The following is an 18,640-nucleotide window of genomic DNA, read 5'->3' as shown; positions in this document are numbered from 1 at the left end:
CAGTTCGAGCGAGAGATGATGCTAGAGCGGCAGCGGGAAGGCATCGCCAAGGCCAAGGCTGAGGGGGTCTACAAAGGCCGGAAGCCCACCGCGAGAGCGAAGGCCGATGAGGTCCGCAAGATGCATGCCGAGGGCAAGACCCCTACGGAGATTGCAAAGGCCTTGGGGATAGGCAGGGGGAGCGTCTATAGGGCCATTGAGGCGGTGAGCCCGTAGGCCATCTCGTCTAGGTAGAGCCGTGGGGCCTCCTGGCTAGCGGGCTAGCGTAGCGTGATGGCTGCGGGTTGAGAGGAAACAGGGGCGTAGGGGCTTCTCGCACTACAGCGACAAGTCTATATGCTCAGTGGGAAGCACGGGGGTATTGCGAAATGGATGAGGAAGAACTCACACCGCGTCTGAAATGTGATGTTGAGCTGGAACTTGTGGGCCCGACAACATCTGTGTTGAACAAATGGGCCGCAAACGCACTGCGAGATTTGGCCGACCGAATCGAGAAAGACGAGTTCCAAGACGGTTTTCACGAGGTGGCGGATAAAGTGGGGAAGCGTGTTGGAACGATCTATGTTGATTATTCAGCGGGGACCTGAAGCCAGCGCATAGGCCACTGCCGTCTAGGTAGAAGCATGAGGACCCGTGGCGTGATGGCTGCGGGTCTTTCCATTTGGCGGATTAGCAACGGCCTTCGGGCTCAGCGTCTTCCAGCTCGATTTCCTTTCGGATGCCCACTAGGAGACGGAGGGTCTCGATGTCTTCCGCCGCTTCGAGCAATAGCGCCACCACCTCATCAATGGCCGTATCGTCAACCTCCGTCGCCACCATGCGGAGACGAGGAACGATATCGACAGCAGGGGGCGGGGGCTTAGCCATGGGGGCATTTTATCACGCCTCGGGCAGGCTCAAAAGGCGGGACCTCGGGGGCTGATTCGGGGAGCTGCCTGGGGCCGCAGAATGCCCTTAGAGTGCCCGCTAAGAGTCACTGACGGGCTTTCTCTTCGGCAGGACTCGGGAGTGCCTCGGGAGGAGGAGGGCGCCTAGGGAGTCTCTGCGGCTTCCTGCGCGGCAGTGGCTCCGTGACTTCCGCAGGTGTCGCCCTGGGCCTGCCCTTTCGCCACCACATTGACACGACCAGGGCCGCAAGAAGAGTCACGGCTACAACACCGAGCCAGCCGGAGGCGGAGGCCTCAAAGCCCACTAGGCCGATCTTCACGTTGATTGTGGGGTCCATCTCTGCCCGCAGCTCTCACCAAAAGAAAACATGCGATGCAGACAGGGAGTATGAGGGGGTGAAAGAGGACACTTGGAACTGGAGTAACCGGGAATAGCCGGGATCAGACGGGATGGGGTGGGAAAACGGCGGCGCCACAAGGGTTTAGAGCGGGATTGCGAAGTCTAAAAGCGATCGGCGGTTAGACACTTGAAATTGGAATGCAGGGCGGCAACAGACAGCCGGAACTGGAGTGCCCAACGATAGAACTCCTGGCTTTGAAGATCCTTCGAAAAGGCTTCAAAGCCTTGATAAATCGGGCACAAACCAAAAAGCAAGCGAGCCGCAGCGCCTTTGGGCAAGCATCGGGCAAACCGCAAGGGGAGCCAAAACCAGCGTCGTCGCCGGCAGATCCGCCGGAAAAATGCAAAAGCGGAAACAAAACAACGGGTTGGGCGGCAATTCCGTCTGGCGCGCCGTGCGGTGGACCTTAGCTTTTTGCAAGCGTAACTCCGGCAGTATGCGCCGGCATCTGAAGCCTGGAGCCCTTGTACCGCCTCTCGCCTTCTGGCAGCCTATAGCCGGGCTTGGGAGGAAAGTATGAAGTCGTTATTCATCGCGGTGTTGTTGATGTCCGCCGCCGGCGCAGCAACCGCGCAGACCGTTATGGATGGTTCCGAGCAGAGAATTGGTGAAAAGGGGCTTGCCGAGGTCAATGCGCTGATGGGACGAGCGCTTAAGGATCCTTACTCTGCCCAGCTGAAGCTGCTGTCGCTGCATCGATCAAAGGACGATGTCGACAGTTATTGTGGCGCTGTGAACGCCAAGAACGAAATGGGCGGCTATGTCGGCTTTCGGCTGTTTGTCGCGATCGACAAACAACGCCTGTTGATATCCCCCCGGCCGAACGAACCTGATTTTGCAGACATAGCGTCGGAGATCGGGAAACACTGCATCAACTAAGCGGCACTCACTGCCTGGCAGCGCTCTCCACTTCGCTGCCGGCTTGGCCGTGCCCCTTCCTGCCACGCTACCCAAGACTTGTGTCAAGGTGGGCCAGGATGCTGTCCAGAAGCCCTCGAATATCGTCTCTGTGCCCCGACGACGGCGCCACCTGATTGACCACGATAACTGAGTTCTGAATAACGGTTCCCCGGCCCTGGGCGACCGCGCTGCGTCGCCGCGTCCTATCTTTGTTCCTCTTAGCAATTTCGGCGGGTTTGTCTTTGCCGCCACTTCCACCGTTTAGAAGTTTCCTTCTAACCTTTTCGAACCTGTCTTGGTTCAAATCGTCGTCGTCTCTCAAAATCGATCCCCTAACAAGGCACACTCAACCCGCAAGTCGCAGGATCCTATTGATCTGCTGGGGCAAGGGCGTGTTGCCCTGATCGTTTTCGAGCAGCAATGTATAAATTTCCGTGACTATTTTGGCTTTGTGTTTGGACTCGACGTCTTTGTTTGCGTCACGAAGCCAGCCGTCCACGATTTCAATCGCAGTTGCCAATGCCTGCGGATCGAGACGAGTATTCACATAAGGTATTACTGCACCGCTCGGGCGCATCTCGCCAATGCCGAGGACGAGCCACGTAACGTCGACGCCAAGCGCAATCGCAATTCTGCAAGCGGCATCGGCGGCCGGCATGAGGCCTTTCTTCCGATAGTTCGACAGCGTCGACGCGGGAATGCCCGTCTGCTCGTGCAGCCAGAGGGCCGTGCGCGTGCCAAGAGCCAGCGAAAACCGCTCTGCAAACTTGACATTCGATGAGTCGAATTCTAGCATTCGATAAATCGAATTATTCGGTTAGTTGGATTCGACATGGACCGTCACGATATCCTTGCTGCAGTGAGGCGCACGGGTCAGACGCTCCGCACGGTTGCGACCGCTGCGGGGCTCTCCCCAGGGGCGTGCTCAAAGGCGCTTTCAACGCCATTTCCTGCGGCCGAACGCGCCATCGCTGAGTGCATCGGCAAACCTCTCCACCTCCTTTTTCCCGAGCGGTACCGCCGTGGGCCGGCTGGCACGTCAATTCGACTTGTCGAACGCAGCGAACCTAGCACGGCCCAGCTGCGCAGGAACAGTCCAAACCGCAAAGCCGCTTAGACCGCGCCTAGTCCCTCGCCCTGAACCACCTAGAAAGCCCCGGAATGCCTGAAACTGTCGTCCAGAAGATCCCGCTCAAACTGATCGACGCGAGCGACCGCCTGCGCCCTATCGACGAAAGCTGGGCGCTCGCCATCTCGGAATCGATGGCTGAACGTGGCCTGCTCGAACCCGTCATCCTCCGGACGGATGGAGCCTCCTACATCTTGATCGCCGGAGGGCATCGCTATCGTGCCGCCGAGCTGCTCGGCTGGGACACTATTGACGCGATCGTGGTGGAGATGAGCCCAAACGAGGCGCGTCTGGCCGAGATCGACGAGAACCTGATGCGCCGAGAGCTGGATCCCCTCGACAAGGCCATGTTCCTGGCCGAGCGCAAGGAGATCTACCTGAAGCTGCACCCGGAAACCGGCCACGGCAAGAAAAAAGACAAGTTAAATCAGCACTCTAGTAAAGTGGCAGAATCTGCCACTTTCCTTCCCTTCACCGAGGAGGTTGCAGAAAAGGTCGGGATGTCCCCGCGCAATGTGCGTCTCTACTGCCAGATCGCCGCCGGCCTCTCCCCCGACATCGTTGCCCTCATTCGCAACACGCCCTTGGCGACCAACCTGGGCATGCTGAAGACCTTTTCAGCGTATCCACAGGCGCAGCAAATTGCTGCGGCTTCACGGTTCGCCACAGGCGAGGTCAGGACGCTGGCCGGCGCCAATGGCCGCACCGAGCGCACCGACTGGGAGAAGACCCTCCAGCAATGGACGGACACCTGGTCGAACCGCATGCCGCCCGACATCAGGCGCCGCTTCCTGGCCTTTGTCGGCGTGTCTCCGGACGAAGTTGAGCTGATCGTCAATCCGCGTGGCGCCAAGGCAAAGGCTGCCTGACCATGGCGCGCGGGGCGAAGAAATACAGCGACGATCGGCAGGGAGATCTGTTCTCCCAGGCCGAGCAGCTGTTTCCAGTGCGGCGCCCCGCAGGCGTGCGCGGCCTCGACATTTCTCTGCGCATCAAGAGCGCCCTGGGCGTCGCCATGAAGGAATCCGAGAAGAGCGCCGCTGTCATCGCTGCCGAGATCTCCGAAATGACCGGCCGCGACCTCACGACAGACGCCCTCTACGCCTACACCGCCGCGTCCAAACCCGAGCATGAGATCGGCCTCACTCGTTTTGTCGCCTTCGTGGAGGCGACCGGGGCGAACTGGCTGATCGACGTCCTGGCCGAGCCCTTCGGCCTCACCGTCATGGAGGGGCGGGAAGCGCATTTCGCGCAGCTCGGCCTCATGAAGCAGCAGCACCAAAAAATGTCTGAGAAGATCAAGGATATGGAGCGTTTGCTCCGCGTCGATCCCGTGCAGCCTTCGACGAGGAGGCGCCGTTGACCGAGTTCTTCCGCCCTTCGGACTTCGTTGCCGCCTCGGCCGGTGAACTCCCCACCGACGTCCCGTCCTTCTCCCGGTATGCCTTAAAGAATGGCTGGCGAGCCGATCGTCGCCGCGCCCGGATCGCTGTCGATCAACATGGGGGCGGTTGGGTCTATCACTATTCGCTCGCCCCGATCGAGGTGCAGAACCGGCTGCTGGCGCTGAGCCAGCCAGAAGCCGCGCCGACGCCCGCCAAACCCGTCGACGCCCCTTCAAAGCCTCTTTGGCAGCTCTTCGAAGGCCTGCCGGACAAAGCCAAGGCCGAGGCCACTCGCCGCCTTGCCGCCGTCGACCGCATCGAGACCCTGTCCCGTGCCAGCATCCTCGGCGCAGCTGTCGCCATCGTCTCGCAGGAGACCGATGTCTCGCCCTCGACACTGTACAATTGGCTTGCTGCCGCCAGGGGCGTGCCACGCGCTGATCGGCTTGCTGCCCTCGCGCCTCGGCGCCAGGGCCGCACATCGACTGCCGAGTGCGATCCGCGTGCCTGGGATTTCATCGTGGCGGATTATCTCCGGGCGGAAAAGACAGCCTTCGAACCCTGCTACCGCCGCATGCAGGAAGTCGCCAAGCGCGAAGGCTGGTCGCCGATCCCTCATCCCAAAACCCTGAAACGTCGCCTGGAGAAGGAGATCCCGGTTTCGGCCCGGATCGCCGTTCGCCAAGGCCCCGAGGCATTGAAGCGCATGTATCCCGCCCAGAAACGCGACCGCACCCATTTCGGACCGCTCCAGTCGGTGAACATCGACGGGCACAAGCTCGATGTCTTCGTCAAGCTGCCGAATGCGGACACTCCCGTGCGCGTCATCCTGGTCGCGATTCAGGATCTCGGCACCGGCCTCTATGTCGGCTGGAACTTGGACCTGGCCGAAACCTTCGAGTCGGTCCGGCTGGCCGTCGCCGACATGGTCGAGAACTACGGGATCCCCGAGTCCATTTACCTCGACAACGGCAAGGCCTTTGCCTCCAAGCTGATCTCTGGCCAGCAAAAGACCCGCTTCCGCTTCCGCATCAAGGAAGATGAGCCGCTCGGCGTGCTCACGCAGCTCGGCATCGAGACACATTGGACAACGCCCTATAGCGGCCAGTCCAAGCCGATCGAGCGGTCTTTCCGCGACCTCTGCGAAGAGATTGCCAAGCACCCCCTCTGCGCCGGCGCCTACACGGGCAACAGCCCGACCAACAAGCCGCACAACTACGGCAAGGCCGCGATCCCGCTGGCCGACCTGGAAGCGCTGGTCGAGCACGAGATCGACCGACACAACGCCCGTGAAGGGCGCCGAGGCTTCGGCATGAACGGGCGTTCCTTCCTCCAGGTGTGGAACGACAAGATCGCGGCCGGCGCCATGGTCAGGCGCGGCACGGAAGAGCAGCGCCGCATGCTGCTGCTGGCGTCGAAGGACGTCATGGTTCGTCGGGATCAGCCGGCCATCCACTTCTATGAAAACCGGTACTGGGCCGAGGAACTGATCCAGTACGCCGGCAAGAAGGTGATGGTGAAGTTCGATCCGCGCCAGCTCTGGGCGCCGCTCGCCGTCTACAGCCTGGATGGGCGTTTCGTCTGCTCGGCCGATTGCATCGAAATGACCGGCTTCGACGACACGGATGCGGCCCGCTCCCACACGAAGCTCCGCACCGGCTGGATGAAGGCCCAGAAGCGTGCCGCCGAGCTGCAGCAGCGTCTTTCCCTGCGCGAGCTGCAGGCCCTGGTCACTCCGTCCAAGCCCTCCTCGATCGAGCCCGACCAGCCCAAGGTGGTCCGCCTGGTCGCGGCCGCCGGCGGCATGCGCGGGCCGATTCCAGAGATGACCGATTTCGATGCCGCCTTCTCGGCCGGCGTGGCCGCGCTCGATCGCGACGCGGACGTCCTGCCATTCCGGCGGGACGGAAACGAATGAAGGCGTTCCGGTTGCCCCCGGAACGCCCTCGTAAGCGGGCCGCAAGGCCCATAGCAAGCAAGGAGACTGTCTCATGTCAGAGACAAACGGGCAAGAGCCCGGCAACGAAGTCGAAAAGATCAGGCAGCGCGTCGTCGAGGAGATGAACCGGCAGGGCCTCAACCGCGCCGATGTCGCCAGGGCCGCTGACGTTGCCTCTTCCACCACTTCGTTGTGGCTGGATGGCAAATACGCCGGCAAGAACGAGAACGTTGCCGAGAAGTTCAAGCGCTGGCTGCAGGTTTGTGACGACACCCGCGCGGCAGCCGTCGCACAGGCCGAGTCCGTTCCGAAGTTCGTGGAAACGCCGACTTCGACCCTGATCATCCAGACTCTGGCCTATGCCCAATCCACCCCGGAAATGGTGGTCGTCACGGCGGCTGCCGGCCTCGGCAAGACGACCTCCATCAAATACTTCGTGTCGACCCGCCGCAATGTCTATCGCGCCACCATGCGCCCACGGACCAGCGGAATGTGGTCCATGCTGCAGGATCTGGCCATCACGGTCGGCGCGCCGGACCTTTCCGGCAAGGCGCTCGATCGGGCGATCGGAGAGAAACTGCGCCGTAATGGCCGCCACACTCTCTTGATCATCGACGAGGCGCAGGAACTGTCCGACCAGGCCGTCAATCAACTGCGCCATTTCCTTGACGAATATGAGTGCGGCATCGCCCTGGTCGGCAATGACGAGGTCTATAAGCGGTTTGGCGCCACCGAGCCCAAAGAGGGATATGGCCAGCTTCATCGACGCATCGGCCTCAAGCGGCGGATTCTCCAGCCGCAGCCGGGCGACATCGACGCCATGCTTGACGCCTGGAAAATCGAGGACCCCAAACAGCGCGAGCTGTTGACCTATATCGGCCGCAAGCCGGGCACTCTTGGCCAGATCGACAAGACGATGCGCTTGGCCACGATCCTTGCTGCCGGGCAGAGCCGTCCCGTCGATATCGCCGACATCCGGGCCGCCTGGATCAACCGCAGCGGCGAGGTGCGCTCATGAGCACCCTCCAACACCTGGCCGACCTCGAAACCTTGTTTGCGCATCCGGCCCCCGAAGGCGTCCACCTCAATGCGGAACTTTGCACGGAGCTGGCCGAGGATATCGCCAGGATCCGATTCAGCTATGTGAGTGCCCTCAACCTCCTGGCTGCCGAAGTCGCCAAGAACCGCGTTTTCCTCCTCGAACAGGCGGACGCGTCATCGCCTGGCCGCGTCGTCGCCTTTCCCGAGCGGCGGGAATATTTCCGGGTGCAAGGGGAAACCATCCCGCTGCCACCGCGCACGGAGATCCTCGCACCCGGTCCGGCTGGAGGCGCGGCATGAGCATCCAGCCCACCATGTCGCAGATCATCGCCACCGTTGCCACTGGGGTCGGCGTCACGAGCACTGACCTCAAATATGGCCGGTATCTGGGGGGCTTCACGCTCGCCGGCGAGATCGCCGCCTATCTGGCGTTCACGCTGACCGATTTGCCTGCGTCCGAAGTCGCCGCCGCCCTTGGCGCCTGCGAGGAAGCCGACGTCCTCAAGGCCCACGACGATGTGCAGAAGCGTTGCCCTGCAGATCGGTCGTTCTTCGAGCTTCTCAAAAACCTCAGCATCACAGCACTGGCGGAAGCAAAGGCGCTCCACGCTCTAGGCATCCCGCCACTGCGCGAGTTCGACCCCGTCGCCCTTGCCGTCGAGGTCAGCGCCGGCCGCATGCGTCCGACAGATCTTTCCACCCGCGAAATCCTCGCCATCGCCTCCGGCCTCGCCAGCCTGAGCCGTGATGCCATGCACCACAAAGGAGCTTCAAATGAGCGTTGAGACCATTTCAAACCCGGCGGCGGCCTTGCCGGAAGGCGCGACCATGATTGGCGACAAGCCGTTTATGCGCGATGCCCGAGGGGCATGGGTTCCGCTCGACCTGGTGAAGCCCGTCGACATGCTGATGGATGACACCGTGCGCAAGATGTTCGGCCATGCCGAGCCGTTGAACGCGCAGATCGCCCGTTTCAAGGCCCACTGCTTCGATGATTTTGGAGCCTTCCAGGCCCTCATCGCGGAGAAATACGGCGCGAAGGTTGGCGGTGAAAAGGGCAACACCACGCTCACCACGATCGATGGGACACTCAAGGTCACAATCCAGGTCGCCGATCGGATCGAGTTTGGTCCGGAGCTGCAGGCAGCAAAAACCCTTATCGACGAATGCCTGACCGAATGGAGCGAGGGATCACGGGACGAACTGCGCGCCATCGTCAACCGTGCTTTCCAGGTCGACAAGGAGGGTCAGATCAATCGGGCAGAGCTGTTCATGCTCATGCGCACCGACATCCGCGACGAACGCTGGCTTCGCGCCATGGAGGCGATCCGCGACAGCATCCGCATCATCGGTTCGAAGACGTATATCCGCTTTCACCGGCGCGATAGCGCCAAGGGGAAGTGGCAGCCCGTCACCATCGATATCGCGGCCGTGGATTGAGGGGCGGACATGGCCAAGATCGAACGATTCGACGGGGCCGCCGCCTGGCGCGGCCTCAGCACCGAGGAGAGGGACGATATCGGCGCCCTTACGCTCGAACTGTTCTGCGCGTGGTTCGCCTCTGAGCGTGTCGAGGAACAGCCACTCTTTGAGTGCGTCACCCCGACCGAGCGCGCGGCCCTCGTGGCAACCAACATCTTGTTGCCGCGTCTGCAGGTGGCGGTCGTCGACGCCCTGCCGCGTCATCTCCTACAGGCCGATGACGGAACGCCACGAATTCCTTCGCAGATGGGTCCGGTCTGCGACGATTGCGGTTGCAGCGATCGAGACGGCTGTTTTCCGCCTTGCGCCTGGGTTCGTCCGGACCTTTGCACGGCCTGCGCGGCAAAGAAGGAGGTGGCTTAGATGGTCGCCTATTCCTTCCACAAGCGTTTCGCCCCGGCGATCGAGCGCGGTACCAAGGACGGCACAATCCGGGCCGACCGCAAGCGCCATGCTCGCCCCGGTGAGGCCATGCAGCTCTTTACCAGCATGCGGACTCGGTACTGCCGCCTGCTCGGAGCGCCACGCTGTGTCTCCGTCAATCCTATCAGGCTCGACTTTCCGAATGGTCGGATCGAGATCGGCGATGCCGCATTGCCCGGCTGGTACCAGAATCCCTCCTACCAGCTCGACAGTTTCGCCCAGCGCGATGGCTTCGACGATTGGGCCGATATGCGCGCCTTTTGGGCCGAGCACCACCCGGCCACGCCGATTTTCAGCGGCTTCCAGATCCGTTGGGATGCCGATCATTTCCTTCGGAGGGCGGCGGTATGAAAAAATTCAGGGTCGAAGTCAGCCAGACCGTCGAGGTGGAGCTGGATGAGTCGAAGTTCACGGACGCCTTTATGGAAGAGTTCCGGCGGAGCTTTTTCCCGTTCTTCGAGATCGGGGAGCATGCTGAGCACATAGCGCAAATGGTTGCGCGTGGCGTGATCGACGTTTCGCCCTCCTACTTCATTGAGGGCTACGGACCGGCCAGGGATATGGGGATTAAGGCCGAAATCACGGGCACCGAGATCGATGGGTGGCCGGCATGAGCGCGATTGCCCAGCTTTCACTCGACCTCCCGCCGACGGCGCTCCAATGGACCACGCCGAAAGGCAGGGGGAAATGCAGCCGCGATCCGGCCGCCGGCCCCGGCACGTGCTGGCTCTGGTGGGAAGGGTGCCCGAAGGCAGAGAAGCGCGATTGCTTTCTCTTGGCTAAGCAGCGCGCCGCAGCAAAAGCGAAGATCGGGTCGGAGCAACAGTCATGAGCGCTATCGCCCGCATCCACATGCTGAAATCCCGCGCCGGCCTGGACGATGCCGCCTATCGGGATCTCCTCCAGGCCGCGACCGGCCAGCGCTCTTCCAAGGGCCTCAGCCCTGACCAGGAGCTGCGCGTCATCGCGCAGCTCGAAGGCCTTTCGAAGGGAGCGCCAGCCCGGTCGGGGAGCGCGCAGCGCGCGACCGGCGATTATGCTCCCAAGCTCCAGGCGCTCTGGATGGCCTTGCACGATCTCGGCATGGTCGAGAACCGCACCGACAAGGCGATGATGGCCTTTGTCGAGCGTCAGACGGGCCTCAGCCACACCCGGTTCCTCACAGACCCGGTCGACTCCAGGAAGGCGATCGAGGCGCTGAAGAAGATGGCGCAGCGCGCCGGCGCCGAGTGGAAGCCGGAACGCGTCGCCAAGGATATGGGCCTGACCCAGCTCCAGGCCGACCGGTGGGCAATCCTGATCGCCCAGGCGAAGATCCTCCGCGATCGCGGCGCGGACGCCACCGTCCAGCGCATCGCCTTCGCCGACATCAACAAACCCCTGTCGCCGGAGCAGTTGCTGGAGCGCCAGATCCTGCTCGGCCGTCATATCCGAGAACTGATCGGGGGGGAGGCATGAGGAAGATTTCACTCCATGCCCAGCGTCAGGCGCTCGGCCGCGCCATCGACATCCAGAACCGCATTGCGAATGGACAGGCGGTGCGGGCGGGCATGACCAGGTCGCATGAAGGTCTGCAGCTCGAGCATCTCAAGCACATCGACAGCACGCTCGCCTGGCTCGAGGAAAATCGCGAGGCTCTCATTGCCTTACAGGCTGCCCAGAACAAGGGAGGCCCGGTGCGATGAGCTTCTGTTTTGCCCCGCTGCTTCGGGAGCACTATGGAGTGATCCATATCGACCCGCCCTGGCCCTACGACATGCGCAGCGAGGCCGGCTACGCCAAGTCGCCGGAGAGCTACTACGACACGATGCCCGTGGATCGCATCGCGGCCCTGCCGGTCGGCGAGTTGGCGGGGCCGAATTGCCTGCTGGTGATGTGGTCGACCTGGCCGCACCTAGCCTACGCCATGGAGATCATGCGCGTTTGGGGCTTCACCTACAAAACAGGCGGCGCCTGGCACAAAAAAACCCGAAACGGAAAGAGCGGCTTTGGCACCGGCTTCATCGTTCGATCGGCGACGGAACCCTATCTGATCGGCACCATCGGGAAACCGCGGATTGTCTCCAAGTCCGTGCGCAACGTCATCGAGACCGTCGAGGACGTCGACGATGTCGAGGATTTTCCGTCCGCCATCGAAGCCACCCTCCGCGAATATTCCCGCAAGCCAGGGGAAATGCGGGAGATGCTGGAACGCCTCTGCCCCTGGGCTCGCATGGTCGACGTTTTCGCCCGCGAGCCATGGGCCGGTCACACCGTCTGGGGCAAGGAAGCCCACCTTTTCGGAGGGGCGTGATGGCCGGGAAAATCACGAAAATCGTGCGGGATGCTGTCGCCCAGGGCCTGACAAACGGGGAAATCATCGCCGCCCATCCCGAGCTGAACCCATCCTCGATCCGAGCCCTGGCGGCTCGGGTGCGGAACAGGCCAGAGAGCTTCCGCGTCATCCATGTTCGGTCCGGGCCGGGTGTGAAGCTTCCTGTCCATCTCGCCCAGGCCCTGGACGTCGAAGCGTCGGGGCGGCCGGATTGCCGTGGTGGCAATGACCTTCTGCGAAAACTGGTCGACGTGATCGTTCGTGATGACCTCTTCGACGCCGTGTTGGGGGAGCAATAAGCCGTGGCGGAAAACACCAAGATCGAGTGGGCGGACCACACCTTCAATCCCTGGCTGGGATGCACGGCCCTCAGCCCGGCTTGCGACCATTGCTATGCCGAGGGGTGGGCGAGGCGCGCCGGCAAGCCCGAGCTTTGGGAAGGCGAGCGGCGCCGGACTTCGGCGAGCAACTGGCAACAGCCGCTGAAATGGAACCGGCAGGCCGAAGCCGAGGGCCGACGCTTCCGGGTGTTTTGCGCGTCCCTTGCCGATGTCTTCGACAACCAGGTGCCCAGCCGGTGGCGGGACGATCTCTGGCACTGGATCGAGATGACACCGCACCTTGATTGGCTTCTCCTGACCAAGCGCCCTCAGAACATCGCCAAGATGCTGCCCACGGCGGATATCGGCTGCCGGCCCTGGGGCGATGGCTGGTCGAATGTTTGGCTTGGCACCACGGCCGAGGACGGCGAGCGCTACCGGCGCAACTGGCCGGCACTGGCCAAGGTGCCGGCGCGGACCCGTTTCGTCAGCTATGAACCGGCGCTCGGCCCACTCGGGCAGCTCTGCATCGACGGCCAGGTACCCGATTGGATCATCTGCGGCGGAGAAAGCGGCCCCAATGCGAGGCCGATGCATCCGGATTGGGCGCGCAGGGTCCGCGACGACTGCGAGATCATGGGCATTCCCTTCCTGTTCAAACAGTGGGGCGAATTTTTGCCGCAGGACATGCGGGACGCCACCGGCTTCGAATGGGTGCTGGGGCACAGTGATCCGCGCGTCCATGACTGGCCGGACGGTACCGGCAGTCTACGCCTGGGCAAAAAGCGCGCTGGCCGGTCGCTCGATGGCATCCAGCACGATGGATTTCCGGTGGCGGCATGAAACACGCTTCCTCGCTCGCTCCCGCTCCGCTTTTCATCTGGCCTGAAGCCAGCGAAGCCGCGCGCCTGGAGCTAGCGAGGAAGGCACTTGTTGGCCGCATCCAGGCGCTGCCCGTCTGCAGCCATCGCCGCATCATCCTGCAGCATCAGCTGACCATGCTCACCGCCCAGCTCCTGGAGCTGGAAACACGTTTGAAGAGCCAGCTATGACAAAGAGGATTCCAGCCCCGCATTTTGTCGAGACCTATATCGATGCGATCGGCGTCGAGCCGACCATTCAGTTTCTTTTGAAGTTCGGCGGAGGCACCATCCATCTGCATAGCGATCCCGGCCCAGAGGGAGCGCTCGCCCAGGCCATTGGGCTGGAGAACGCGCGCGCCCTGGGCCAGCATCTGCGGCGCGGCCATATCAAGGTTCCAGTTGCAAAGCAGTGGATTGCGCGTCAATTGTTCGCCTACGGGTGGAAGAAATCCAAGATCGCCCGCCGGTTGCACGTGACTGACGAAACTGTCAGGCTGTATCTCAAGGGCTTCGAGCAAGGCTCGGCCGAGCCAATTACTTCCCGCCAGCTCGATCTTTTCCGCTAAACCCCAGGCCTGGGGAACTCCCGCGACGCGCGCGCGGTGGCATTGCTGGCCCCATGGCACAGCTTGTTTCCGCGATCGCCGCCAATGCGGCCCTGAAAACCTCGACCCGTGGCAAGGGTGCGATTGCCTCGTTTGAAGGCGTCGTGCTGAAGGCCTATCCGGATCCCGGCACGGGCGGAAAACCGTGGACCATCGGCATCGGCCATACCGCGCTCGCGGGGCCGCCCACCGTTGTGCCCGGCATGGTCATCACGCGAGAGCGGGCTTTCGCCATCCTGGCCGATGACCTGGTCATCTTCGAAAACGCCGTCAAAGCCGCTGTAAAGGTGCCTGTTTCGCAGGGCGAGTTCGACGCCCTGGTCAGCTTGTGCCTCAATATTGGCGGCAAGAATTTCGCAGGATCGAGCGTCGTTCGGCGCTTGAATGCCGGGGACCGGGCCGGAGCTGCCGACGCCTTCCTCATGTGGGTCAAGGCAAATGGCCATGTCCTGGGCGGCCTCGTTACCAGGCGCAAGGCCGAACGCGAAACCTTCCTGGCCAACGCCTACGTCACCGGCTCCGCCACGGCCCACGCGAACGACAACGCGGCGGTCGCGATCGGTGTACTGCTCAAGCGTGGCTGTGCCTTCCCGGATGCCGTCCGCTCGCTGCAGACCGATTTGGCCGCCCTCGGCTACCGGATCGGCGTGGACGGCGACTTCGGCAGCGAAACGGAAAAGGCCGTGCTCGCCTTCCAGGGCAGCCATGCTCTGACCGCCGACGGCAAAGTCGGCCCTGCGACCAGGTCGGCGATCGCCGCTGCCCTCAAGGCCATCGGCAAAGGCCCCGTCATCGCCCTTCACCCGCTCCCTGGCGACGCCATCACGGCGATCGCCGCTTGAACCGAGGATCCACCATGCGTGCGAAAATGATCGGCCTCGTAGGCCACTACCTGCTGGGTCGCTATTTGATGCCGGTCTACACGGCGTTGATGATCGTTGCCCTGGCCGTCGCCGGCGTCTTTCTGACGGCCAGCGATCCCGGCCAGGCCATCTTCGCCTTCTTCGATCAGCCCCTCGCGATCGTGTTGGCGAGCGCGGTCGTGCTCTTTCTCCAGTACAAGCCCATCCAGGAGAAACTCCGCGATCTCTGGCTATCCGGGCTTGTCACGGTGCCTATCGCTTTGCTCGCCCTGTGCAGCCCCGCCTTAGCCCAGACCGCTACGGCGCCGGCGGCCTCGGGGTTTACCGAGATCCTGACCTCGGCGTTCACCGCCGCCGCGATGTCCCTCATCGGCTGGATCGCCTTCGTCTTCCAGAAGCGAACCGGCCTCCAGGTCGAAGCCTCCATCCGCTCGATCGAGATGGGGCACCGCGACGCGATCGAGAAAGCTGCAGGTACTGCCGCAACCCTGGTCATGAACGCGGTCGCCAAGGGCGTCGCCAAATCGGAGGCGCTCGCCAAGGCCGCCAGTTACGTTGAGGCCGTGGTGCCCGATGCCTTGAACTATTTCGGCCTGGCCGGCGATGCCCTCGAAGTCAAGATCGACGCCAAGCTTGCCGAACTGTTCGGCATCCAGCCGCTGAATCCCGCCAACCAGGTGCCGGCCGCCCCGGCGCCGGCCAACACCCAGTAAGGCGCGTCATGTCCTGGTCCGCCCTGTTCAGCTCCTTCCTCGCCGCGCTCGGCAACATGTTCCTCGCGGCCTGGAAGGATGACAGGGCGGACCAGGACATCAAACAGGGGGCGGTCGACAAGGCCGCCGCCGACACAAGCCAGGACATTGCGGAGACGGCCGATGCTCAGGCGGCGAACAATGCTCTCGATCGCGGTGGTGCTCGCGATGTCGCTGCAAGGTTGCGCAAGCGACTTGGCGACCAGACCAGTGGTCAGGGCGACGGCAGCGCAGGCCGCTGAAGCCAAGGCTCAGCGCCGGGCCGCCATGGCGCCGATCTGCCCGACGCCCACCAGCGACGGCAATGCAAGGCGGATCGCCGGCTATCTCGAATCCGCGCCGCCGGCCGCTGGCCTCGACGTGCTCGCAACCGAATGGGAGCGCCTGGACGATGGCGCCCGCATCTGCCGTGGAAAGGCGAATTGATGGATCTGGCTTCGACCCAGAGCGCAATCAGCATCGTCCTGGGCATCCTCACGATCATATCGCTGATCTACACTTGGGTGACTTCGCGTTCGCGGGCCTCAGCGGCCGAGATCGGTAAGATCCATGACCGCGTGGACCTGCTGGAAGTCCGCCTCACCAAGATCGAAACCGAGATGCTGCACCTCCCGAGTGCCTCCGGTTTCCACCGCATGGAACTGGCCATGACCCGCCTGCAAGGCGACATGGAAGTTCTAACAGAGCGCTTGAAGCCGATCGGTGCGGTGGGTGATCGGCTTCAGGAATTCCTCCTTGACCAGGCAAACAAACGATGAGCTTCGAGAAAAAACTCCAGGAAGAGGCGCGCCTTATTATCCTGCGTTCCCTGGCCGAGCAGATCGATGGGCATTTGAACTCATCCCTGCTCCACGATGAGCTCAAGACCTATGGCATCCCGCGCCGGCCGCGTGAGTGGGTGCACGATCAGCTGTCGTTCCTTGCCGCCATGGGCGCTGTGATCGTGAGGGAGGCGGGGTCGGTCCAGATCGCAACTTTGACCAAGAAGGGGCAAAGGCACGTAGATCGGGAAGAGATCATAGCCGGGGTCAAGGCACCTTCACGCGTGGAGCCTTGATATGGCCGGCCGGGGACGCCTGGGCTCGATTGACCTCCTGCCAGAAGAGGCAGAGGAAGACGTCATCTGGGTTTGCCAGCAGCTCGCCGAGCGCAAGCGCACCCAGGGCGAGATCCTGGAGGAATTCAACGGCAGGCTCGCTGACAAGGGCCTGCCCCTCATTTCCAAGTCGGCCTTCAATCGCAGGGCGATCTTCCTGGCGCGGACGCAAAGCCGCGTCCAGGAGGCGCGTGCCATGTTCAAGGGGCTCGCCACCCAGTTCGATGCAGAGGACGTCGACGAGAACAACATCATCCTGGGCGAGTTTTTGAAGACGCTGATCATCGAGCTGCTGCAAGACACCGGCGGAGATCGCACCCCAAAGCAGGCCATGGAACTGGCCCGCGCCTTCGCCTCGACCGTGTCGGCCCAGAAGGTTTCCAGCGAGCGGCGCCAGAAACTCAAACAGGAGTTCGATGCCAAGGCCAGCAAGGCGATCGCCATGGTGGCCAAGAAGCAGGGCCTGTCCCGTGAAACCGTCGACCGGCTGCGCCATGAGTTCCTCGGCATCGAGACATCGCCCAAGGGTGCGAAGGAATGAGCGCGCTTCCGGACGGAGAACTGTTCAAAGTCGGCCGGGCGGTGACGGCGGCGGAATGGGCCGAGCTGCGCCGAACCTCTCTCTTTGGCCTGCCGGACGCCTTGGCTGGGCTCGACCCCGATAGCATTCTTCTGGCTTATCAGAAGCGCGCCATCCGGGCGCGACTGCTCCACACTGTCACCTTCATCGAGAAATCCCGCCGCACTGGCCTGACCTGGGCCTTTGCATCCGACGCTGTACTTGTCTCGGCTTCCGAACATGCCGCCGGCGGAATGGATAGCTGGTACATCGGCTACAATCTCGAAATGGCCCGCGAGTTCATCGACGTCTGTGGGATGTGGGCCAAGCTGTTCGGCAAGGCCGCCAGCGAAATCGACGACGAGTATATCTTCGAGGACTTCGATCCGGAAACCGGCGAAACGCGGGAAATCAAGGCCTTCCGCATCACATTCGCATCGGGCTTTGCCATCGTTGCCCTACCGTCATCGCCTCGCTCCCTGCGCGGAAAGCAGGGCTATGTGCTTATCGACGAAGCGGCTTTCCACGACAATCTGGAAGCGCTTCTGAAGGCAGCTATGGCGTTGACGATTTGGGGCGGGATGATCGTCGTGATCTCCACCCATGACGGTGAACAGAACGCCTTCAACCAGAAGATCAAGGAGATCCGCAGCGGCCAGAAACGCTATGGCCTCGTCCGGATCGACTTTGATGAAGCCTTGCGAGAGGGCCTCTATCAGCGGATCTGCCTGCGCAAGGGGGCCGAATGGTCGCCCGAGGCCGAGGCGGAATGGCGCCAGGGCGTGATCGACGACTACGGCGACGGCGCCGACGAAGAGCTTTTCTGCATCCCGGCTGAGGGCTCCGGCGCCTGGATCCTTCCGGCGGTGATCGAGAAGTGCATGTCGAAAGACATTCCCGTGTTCCGCTGGGAGATGCCGGCCTCGTTCGCAGCTGCCTCCGAATTCGATCGAACCCTTGCAGCCAGGATGTGGTGCGAGACCAATCTGGTCGAGGCGATCGAGACGCTGGACAAGGAGCTACTAAGCTATGTCGGCGAAGACTTTGGCCGCGTCGCGGACCTGACGGTGTTGTGGCCACTTCAAATCACCAAGACTTTGTTCCGGCGCACGCCCTTCATCGTCGAGATGCGCAACATCCCGTTCCAGCAACAGGAGCAAGTCGTCTTCTGGGTCTGCGATCGCCTGCCACGCTTTCAGGGCGGTGTGTTCGACGCCGGCGGCAATGGCGCCGCCCTGGCCGAGGCCGTGGCACAGAAATACGGCATGGAGCGGATCCTCCAGCTCAAGTTCTCGGCCGACTGGTACCGGGACAACATGCCGAAGTTCAAGGCAACGCTGGAAGCTGAGGGCATGTCGTTGCCCAGGCATGCCGATATCGCCGGCGACTTCCAGCTGATCAAGATGATTGACGGCATCGCCCGTCCCAGCTCGATCCGCAGCACCGAAAAGGGCGAAGCGGCAGCGGATGGCAAGAAGAAGAAGCGCCACGCCGACGCCGCGATCGCGGCGGCCCTCGCTCATTTCGCCAGCTTCCAGCCCATCAAGCTTTACGAGTACCGATCGGCCGCGCCCACACAAATGGGGCACAACGGCGGCCCCCCGCTCGATGACAACAAACGCAATCCGTATCGGCAACCGCTCGGCGTCCGGATTCGCGGCTCCATGTTCTAGGAGGCACC

General features: G+C 62.5%; 33 protein-coding genes. 30 read left to right on the top strand and 3 right to left on the bottom strand.

The window, feature by feature from the left end; genetic code table 11:
• Both BA190_RS27745 and BA190_RS27740 read left to right on the top strand, forming a co-directional pair.
• Positions 1 to 216: helix-turn-helix domain-containing protein (locus tag BA190_RS27745; RefSeq protein WP_156771734.1), on the top strand; the 216-nt coding region annotated here is incomplete at its 5' end.
• 152 nt (positions 217 to 368) lie between these two features.
• Positions 369 to 587, top strand: coding sequence for a hypothetical protein (locus BA190_RS27740; RefSeq protein WP_068295672.1), 219 nt, complete (start codon positions 369 to 371; stop codon positions 585 to 587).
• 82 nt (positions 588 to 669) lie between these two features.
• On the opposite strand, the gene BA190_RS36700 is transcribed toward BA190_RS27740, so the two are convergent.
• Entirely contained in the window at positions 670 to 867 is a 198-nt protein-coding gene (locus BA190_RS36700; protein ID WP_156771733.1) for a hypothetical protein, read from the bottom strand.
• 637 nt (positions 868 to 1,504) lie between these two features.
• Complete coding sequence (locus BA190_RS36190; protein WP_156771732.1) at positions 1,505 to 1,708, bottom strand: hypothetical protein; 204 nt, start codon at positions 1,706 to 1,708, stop codon at positions 1,505 to 1,507.
• A gap of 96 nt (positions 1,709 to 1,804) precedes the next feature.
• Between BA190_RS36190 and BA190_RS27735 the strand changes: the two genes are divergently transcribed.
• Positions 1,805 to 2,167 (top strand): hypothetical protein, encoded by a 363-nt coding sequence (locus BA190_RS27735; protein ID WP_068295670.1) that lies wholly within the window; start codon positions 1,805 to 1,807, stop codon positions 2,165 to 2,167.
• A 367-nt stretch (positions 2,168 to 2,534) separates the two neighbouring features.
• Here BA190_RS27735 and BA190_RS27730 read toward each other — a convergent pair whose 3' ends face one another.
• Positions 2,535 to 2,984, bottom strand: coding sequence for a helix-turn-helix domain-containing protein (locus BA190_RS27730; protein ID WP_068295668.1), 450 nt, complete (start codon positions 2,982 to 2,984; stop codon positions 2,535 to 2,537).
• A gap of 36 nt (positions 2,985 to 3,020) precedes the next feature.
• Between BA190_RS27730 and BA190_RS37260 the strand changes: the two genes are divergently transcribed.
• The 27 genes from BA190_RS37260 to BA190_RS27600 all read left to right on the top strand — a co-directional run bounded on the left by BA190_RS37260 (position 3,021) and on the right by BA190_RS27600 (position 18,632).
• The gene (locus BA190_RS37260) at positions 3,021 to 3,305 is read left to right on the top strand and encodes a helix-turn-helix domain-containing protein (protein WP_082980074.1); all 285 of its coding nucleotides are present in this window, start codon (positions 3,021 to 3,023) and stop codon (positions 3,303 to 3,305) included.
• 44 nt (positions 3,306 to 3,349) lie between these two features.
• A complete protein-coding gene (locus tag BA190_RS27725) occupies positions 3,350 to 4,186 on the top strand; it encodes a ParB/RepB/Spo0J family partition protein (protein WP_068295666.1) in 837 nt (278 codons plus the stop codon).
• Between the two features lie 2 nt (positions 4,187 to 4,188).
• The gene (locus tag BA190_RS27720; protein ID WP_068295665.1) at positions 4,189 to 4,680 is read left to right on the top strand and encodes a hypothetical protein; all 492 of its coding nucleotides are present in this window, start codon (positions 4,189 to 4,191) and stop codon (positions 4,678 to 4,680) included.
• The gene (locus tag BA190_RS27715) at positions 4,677 to 6,620 is read left to right on the top strand and encodes a transposase domain-containing protein (RefSeq protein ID WP_068295663.1); all 1,944 of its coding nucleotides are present in this window, start codon (positions 4,677 to 4,679) and stop codon (positions 6,618 to 6,620) included. The genes BA190_RS27720 and BA190_RS27715 overlap by 4 nt, the downstream gene beginning before the upstream one ends.
• Before the next feature lie 73 nt (positions 6,621 to 6,693).
• Positions 6,694 to 7,659: an AAA family ATPase gene (locus BA190_RS27710; protein WP_068295661.1), complete on the top strand. Its 966-nt coding sequence runs from the start codon at positions 6,694 to 6,696 to the stop codon at positions 7,657 to 7,659.
• Positions 7,656 to 7,982: a hypothetical protein gene (locus tag BA190_RS27705; RefSeq protein ID WP_068295659.1), complete on the top strand. Its 327-nt coding sequence runs from the start codon at positions 7,656 to 7,658 to the stop codon at positions 7,980 to 7,982. Before BA190_RS27710 ends, BA190_RS27705 begins: the two co-directional genes overlap by 4 nt.
• Positions 7,979 to 8,467, top strand: a complete 489-nt coding sequence (locus BA190_RS27700; protein WP_068295657.1) for a hypothetical protein — start codon at positions 7,979 to 7,981, stop codon at positions 8,465 to 8,467. Before BA190_RS27705 ends, BA190_RS27700 begins: the two co-directional genes overlap by 4 nt.
• Entirely contained in the window at positions 8,457 to 9,122 is a 666-nt protein-coding gene (locus BA190_RS27695) for a DUF3164 family protein (protein WP_068295655.1), read from the top strand. The genes BA190_RS27700 and BA190_RS27695 overlap by 11 nt, the downstream gene beginning before the upstream one ends.
• 9 nt (positions 9,123 to 9,131) lie before the next feature.
• On the top strand, positions 9,132 to 9,527 hold the full coding sequence (locus tag BA190_RS27690) for a hypothetical protein (protein WP_068295653.1): 396 nt from the start codon (positions 9,132 to 9,134) through the stop codon (positions 9,525 to 9,527).
• Positions 9,528 to 9,938, top strand: coding sequence for a hypothetical protein (locus tag BA190_RS27685; protein ID WP_068295651.1), 411 nt, complete (start codon positions 9,528 to 9,530; stop codon positions 9,936 to 9,938).
• Positions 9,935 to 10,201, top strand: coding sequence for a hypothetical protein (locus BA190_RS27680; RefSeq protein ID WP_068295649.1), 267 nt, complete (start codon positions 9,935 to 9,937; stop codon positions 10,199 to 10,201). The genes BA190_RS27685 and BA190_RS27680 overlap by 4 nt, the downstream gene beginning before the upstream one ends.
• Entirely contained in the window at positions 10,198 to 10,419 is a 222-nt protein-coding gene (locus BA190_RS27675) for a hypothetical protein (RefSeq protein ID WP_068295647.1), read from the top strand. The genes BA190_RS27680 and BA190_RS27675 overlap by 4 nt, the downstream gene beginning before the upstream one ends.
• Positions 10,416 to 11,045, top strand: a complete 630-nt coding sequence (locus tag BA190_RS27670) for a regulatory protein GemA (protein WP_068295645.1) — start codon at positions 10,416 to 10,418, stop codon at positions 11,043 to 11,045. Before BA190_RS27675 ends, BA190_RS27670 begins: the two co-directional genes overlap by 4 nt.
• Complete coding sequence (locus BA190_RS27665; protein ID WP_068295643.1) at positions 11,042 to 11,272, top strand: hypothetical protein; 231 nt, start codon at positions 11,042 to 11,044, stop codon at positions 11,270 to 11,272. Before BA190_RS27670 ends, BA190_RS27665 begins: the two co-directional genes overlap by 4 nt.
• Positions 11,269 to 11,880: an MT-A70 family methyltransferase gene (locus tag BA190_RS27660; RefSeq protein ID WP_068295641.1), complete on the top strand. Its 612-nt coding sequence runs from the start codon at positions 11,269 to 11,271 to the stop codon at positions 11,878 to 11,880. Before BA190_RS27665 ends, BA190_RS27660 begins: the two co-directional genes overlap by 4 nt.
• A complete protein-coding gene (locus BA190_RS27655; RefSeq protein ID WP_068295640.1) occupies positions 11,880 to 12,200 on the top strand; it encodes a hypothetical protein in 321 nt (106 codons plus the stop codon). Before BA190_RS27660 ends, BA190_RS27655 begins: the two co-directional genes overlap by 1 nt.
• Positions 12,201 to 12,203: 3 nt before the next feature.
• Entirely contained in the window at positions 12,204 to 13,064 is an 861-nt protein-coding gene (locus BA190_RS27650; RefSeq protein ID WP_068295638.1) for a phage Gp37/Gp68 family protein, read from the top strand.
• Complete coding sequence (locus BA190_RS27645; RefSeq protein WP_068295635.1) at positions 13,061 to 13,273, top strand: hypothetical protein; 213 nt, start codon at positions 13,061 to 13,063, stop codon at positions 13,271 to 13,273. The genes BA190_RS27650 and BA190_RS27645 overlap by 4 nt, the downstream gene beginning before the upstream one ends.
• Positions 13,270 to 13,650, top strand: a complete 381-nt coding sequence (locus tag BA190_RS27640; RefSeq protein WP_068295633.1) for a hypothetical protein — start codon at positions 13,270 to 13,272, stop codon at positions 13,648 to 13,650. The genes BA190_RS27645 and BA190_RS27640 overlap by 4 nt, the downstream gene beginning before the upstream one ends.
• A 53-nt stretch (positions 13,651 to 13,703) precedes the next feature.
• Complete coding sequence (locus BA190_RS27635; protein ID WP_068295631.1) at positions 13,704 to 14,531, top strand: glycoside hydrolase family protein; 828 nt, start codon at positions 13,704 to 13,706, stop codon at positions 14,529 to 14,531.
• A 14-nt stretch (positions 14,532 to 14,545) separates the two neighbouring features.
• The gene (locus tag BA190_RS27630) at positions 14,546 to 15,265 is read left to right on the top strand and encodes a hypothetical protein (RefSeq protein ID WP_068295630.1); all 720 of its coding nucleotides are present in this window, start codon (positions 14,546 to 14,548) and stop codon (positions 15,263 to 15,265) included.
• Between the two features lie 8 nt (positions 15,266 to 15,273).
• The gene (locus tag BA190_RS27625) at positions 15,274 to 15,546 is read left to right on the top strand and encodes a hypothetical protein (protein WP_068295629.1); all 273 of its coding nucleotides are present in this window, start codon (positions 15,274 to 15,276) and stop codon (positions 15,544 to 15,546) included.
• The gene (locus tag BA190_RS27620; protein ID WP_068295628.1) at positions 15,515 to 15,730 is read left to right on the top strand and encodes a hypothetical protein; all 216 of its coding nucleotides are present in this window, start codon (positions 15,515 to 15,517) and stop codon (positions 15,728 to 15,730) included. Before BA190_RS27625 ends, BA190_RS27620 begins: the two co-directional genes overlap by 32 nt.
• A complete protein-coding gene (locus tag BA190_RS27615) occupies positions 15,730 to 16,062 on the top strand; it encodes a DUF2730 family protein (protein ID WP_068295627.1) in 333 nt (110 codons plus the stop codon). The genes BA190_RS27620 and BA190_RS27615 overlap by 1 nt, the downstream gene beginning before the upstream one ends.
• A complete protein-coding gene (locus tag BA190_RS27610) occupies positions 16,059 to 16,361 on the top strand; it encodes a hypothetical protein (protein WP_068295624.1) in 303 nt (100 codons plus the stop codon). The genes BA190_RS27615 and BA190_RS27610 overlap by 4 nt, the downstream gene beginning before the upstream one ends.
• A 1-nt stretch (position 16,362) precedes the next feature.
• Positions 16,363 to 16,941, top strand: coding sequence for a DUF3486 family protein (locus BA190_RS27605; protein WP_068295622.1), 579 nt, complete (start codon positions 16,363 to 16,365; stop codon positions 16,939 to 16,941).
• Complete coding sequence (locus tag BA190_RS27600; RefSeq protein WP_068295620.1) at positions 16,938 to 18,632, top strand: hypothetical protein; 1,695 nt, start codon at positions 16,938 to 16,940, stop codon at positions 18,630 to 18,632. The genes BA190_RS27605 and BA190_RS27600 overlap by 4 nt, the downstream gene beginning before the upstream one ends.
• The last annotated feature ends 8 nt before the right edge of the window (positions 18,633 to 18,640 follow it).

Origin of the sequence: Labrys sp. WJW (genome assembly GCF_001676615.1) — a bacterium.
Taxonomy (GTDB): domain Bacteria; phylum Pseudomonadota; class Alphaproteobacteria; order Rhizobiales; family Labraceae; genus Labrys; species Labrys sedimenti.
Note: the sequence above shows the minus strand (reverse complement) of the source record. Positions and strands in the feature narration are given on the sequence as shown.

Bases quoted from the DNA above. Each gene is read 5' to 3' on its own strand.
- BA190_RS27740 (WP_068295672.1), top strand. From the start codon at position 369: ATGGATGAGGAAGAACTCACACCGCGTCTGAAATGTGATGTTGAGCTG.
- BA190_RS36700 (WP_156771733.1), bottom strand. From the start codon at position 867: ATGGCTAAGCCCCCGCCCCCTGCTGTCGATATCGTTCCTCGTCTCCGC.
- BA190_RS27735 (WP_068295670.1), top strand. From the start codon at position 1,805: ATGAAGTCGTTATTCATCGCGGTGTTGTTGATGTCCGCCGCCGGCGCA.
- BA190_RS27730 (WP_068295668.1), bottom strand. From the start codon at position 2,984: ATGCTAGAATTCGACTCATCGAATGTCAAGTTTGCAGAGCGGTTTTCG.
- BA190_RS37260 (WP_082980074.1), top strand. From the start codon at position 3,021: ATGGACCGTCACGATATCCTTGCTGCAGTGAGGCGCACGGGTCAGACG.
- BA190_RS27725 (WP_068295666.1), top strand. From the start codon at position 3,350: ATGCCTGAAACTGTCGTCCAGAAGATCCCGCTCAAACTGATCGACGCG.
- BA190_RS27720 (WP_068295665.1), top strand. From the start codon at position 4,189: ATGGCGCGCGGGGCGAAGAAATACAGCGACGATCGGCAGGGAGATCTG.
- BA190_RS27710 (WP_068295661.1), top strand. From the start codon at position 6,694: ATGTCAGAGACAAACGGGCAAGAGCCCGGCAACGAAGTCGAAAAGATC.
- BA190_RS27705 (WP_068295659.1), top strand. From the start codon at position 7,656: ATGAGCACCCTCCAACACCTGGCCGACCTCGAAACCTTGTTTGCGCAT.
- BA190_RS27700 (WP_068295657.1), top strand. From the start codon at position 7,979: ATGAGCATCCAGCCCACCATGTCGCAGATCATCGCCACCGTTGCCACT.
- BA190_RS27695 (WP_068295655.1), top strand. From the start codon at position 8,457: ATGAGCGTTGAGACCATTTCAAACCCGGCGGCGGCCTTGCCGGAAGGC.
- BA190_RS27690 (WP_068295653.1), top strand. From the start codon at position 9,132: ATGGCCAAGATCGAACGATTCGACGGGGCCGCCGCCTGGCGCGGCCTC.
- BA190_RS27685 (WP_068295651.1), top strand. From the start codon at position 9,528: ATGGTCGCCTATTCCTTCCACAAGCGTTTCGCCCCGGCGATCGAGCGC.
- BA190_RS27680 (WP_068295649.1), top strand. From the start codon at position 9,935: ATGAAAAAATTCAGGGTCGAAGTCAGCCAGACCGTCGAGGTGGAGCTG.
- BA190_RS27675 (WP_068295647.1), top strand. From the start codon at position 10,198: ATGAGCGCGATTGCCCAGCTTTCACTCGACCTCCCGCCGACGGCGCTC.
- BA190_RS27670 (WP_068295645.1), top strand. From the start codon at position 10,416: ATGAGCGCTATCGCCCGCATCCACATGCTGAAATCCCGCGCCGGCCTG.
- BA190_RS27665 (WP_068295643.1), top strand. From the start codon at position 11,042: ATGAGGAAGATTTCACTCCATGCCCAGCGTCAGGCGCTCGGCCGCGCC.
- BA190_RS27660 (WP_068295641.1), top strand. From the start codon at position 11,269: ATGAGCTTCTGTTTTGCCCCGCTGCTTCGGGAGCACTATGGAGTGATC.
- BA190_RS27655 (WP_068295640.1), top strand. From the start codon at position 11,880: ATGGCCGGGAAAATCACGAAAATCGTGCGGGATGCTGTCGCCCAGGGC.
- BA190_RS27645 (WP_068295635.1), top strand. From the start codon at position 13,061: ATGAAACACGCTTCCTCGCTCGCTCCCGCTCCGCTTTTCATCTGGCCT.
- BA190_RS27640 (WP_068295633.1), top strand. From the start codon at position 13,270: ATGACAAAGAGGATTCCAGCCCCGCATTTTGTCGAGACCTATATCGAT.
- BA190_RS27635 (WP_068295631.1), top strand. From the start codon at position 13,704: ATGGCACAGCTTGTTTCCGCGATCGCCGCCAATGCGGCCCTGAAAACC.
- BA190_RS27630 (WP_068295630.1), top strand. From the start codon at position 14,546: ATGCGTGCGAAAATGATCGGCCTCGTAGGCCACTACCTGCTGGGTCGC.
- BA190_RS27625 (WP_068295629.1), top strand. From the start codon at position 15,274: ATGTCCTGGTCCGCCCTGTTCAGCTCCTTCCTCGCCGCGCTCGGCAAC.
- BA190_RS27615 (WP_068295627.1), top strand. From the start codon at position 15,730: ATGGATCTGGCTTCGACCCAGAGCGCAATCAGCATCGTCCTGGGCATC.
- BA190_RS27610 (WP_068295624.1), top strand. From the start codon at position 16,059: ATGAGCTTCGAGAAAAAACTCCAGGAAGAGGCGCGCCTTATTATCCTG.
- BA190_RS27605 (WP_068295622.1), top strand. From the start codon at position 16,363: ATGGCCGGCCGGGGACGCCTGGGCTCGATTGACCTCCTGCCAGAAGAG.
- BA190_RS27600 (WP_068295620.1), top strand. From the start codon at position 16,938: ATGAGCGCGCTTCCGGACGGAGAACTGTTCAAAGTCGGCCGGGCGGTG.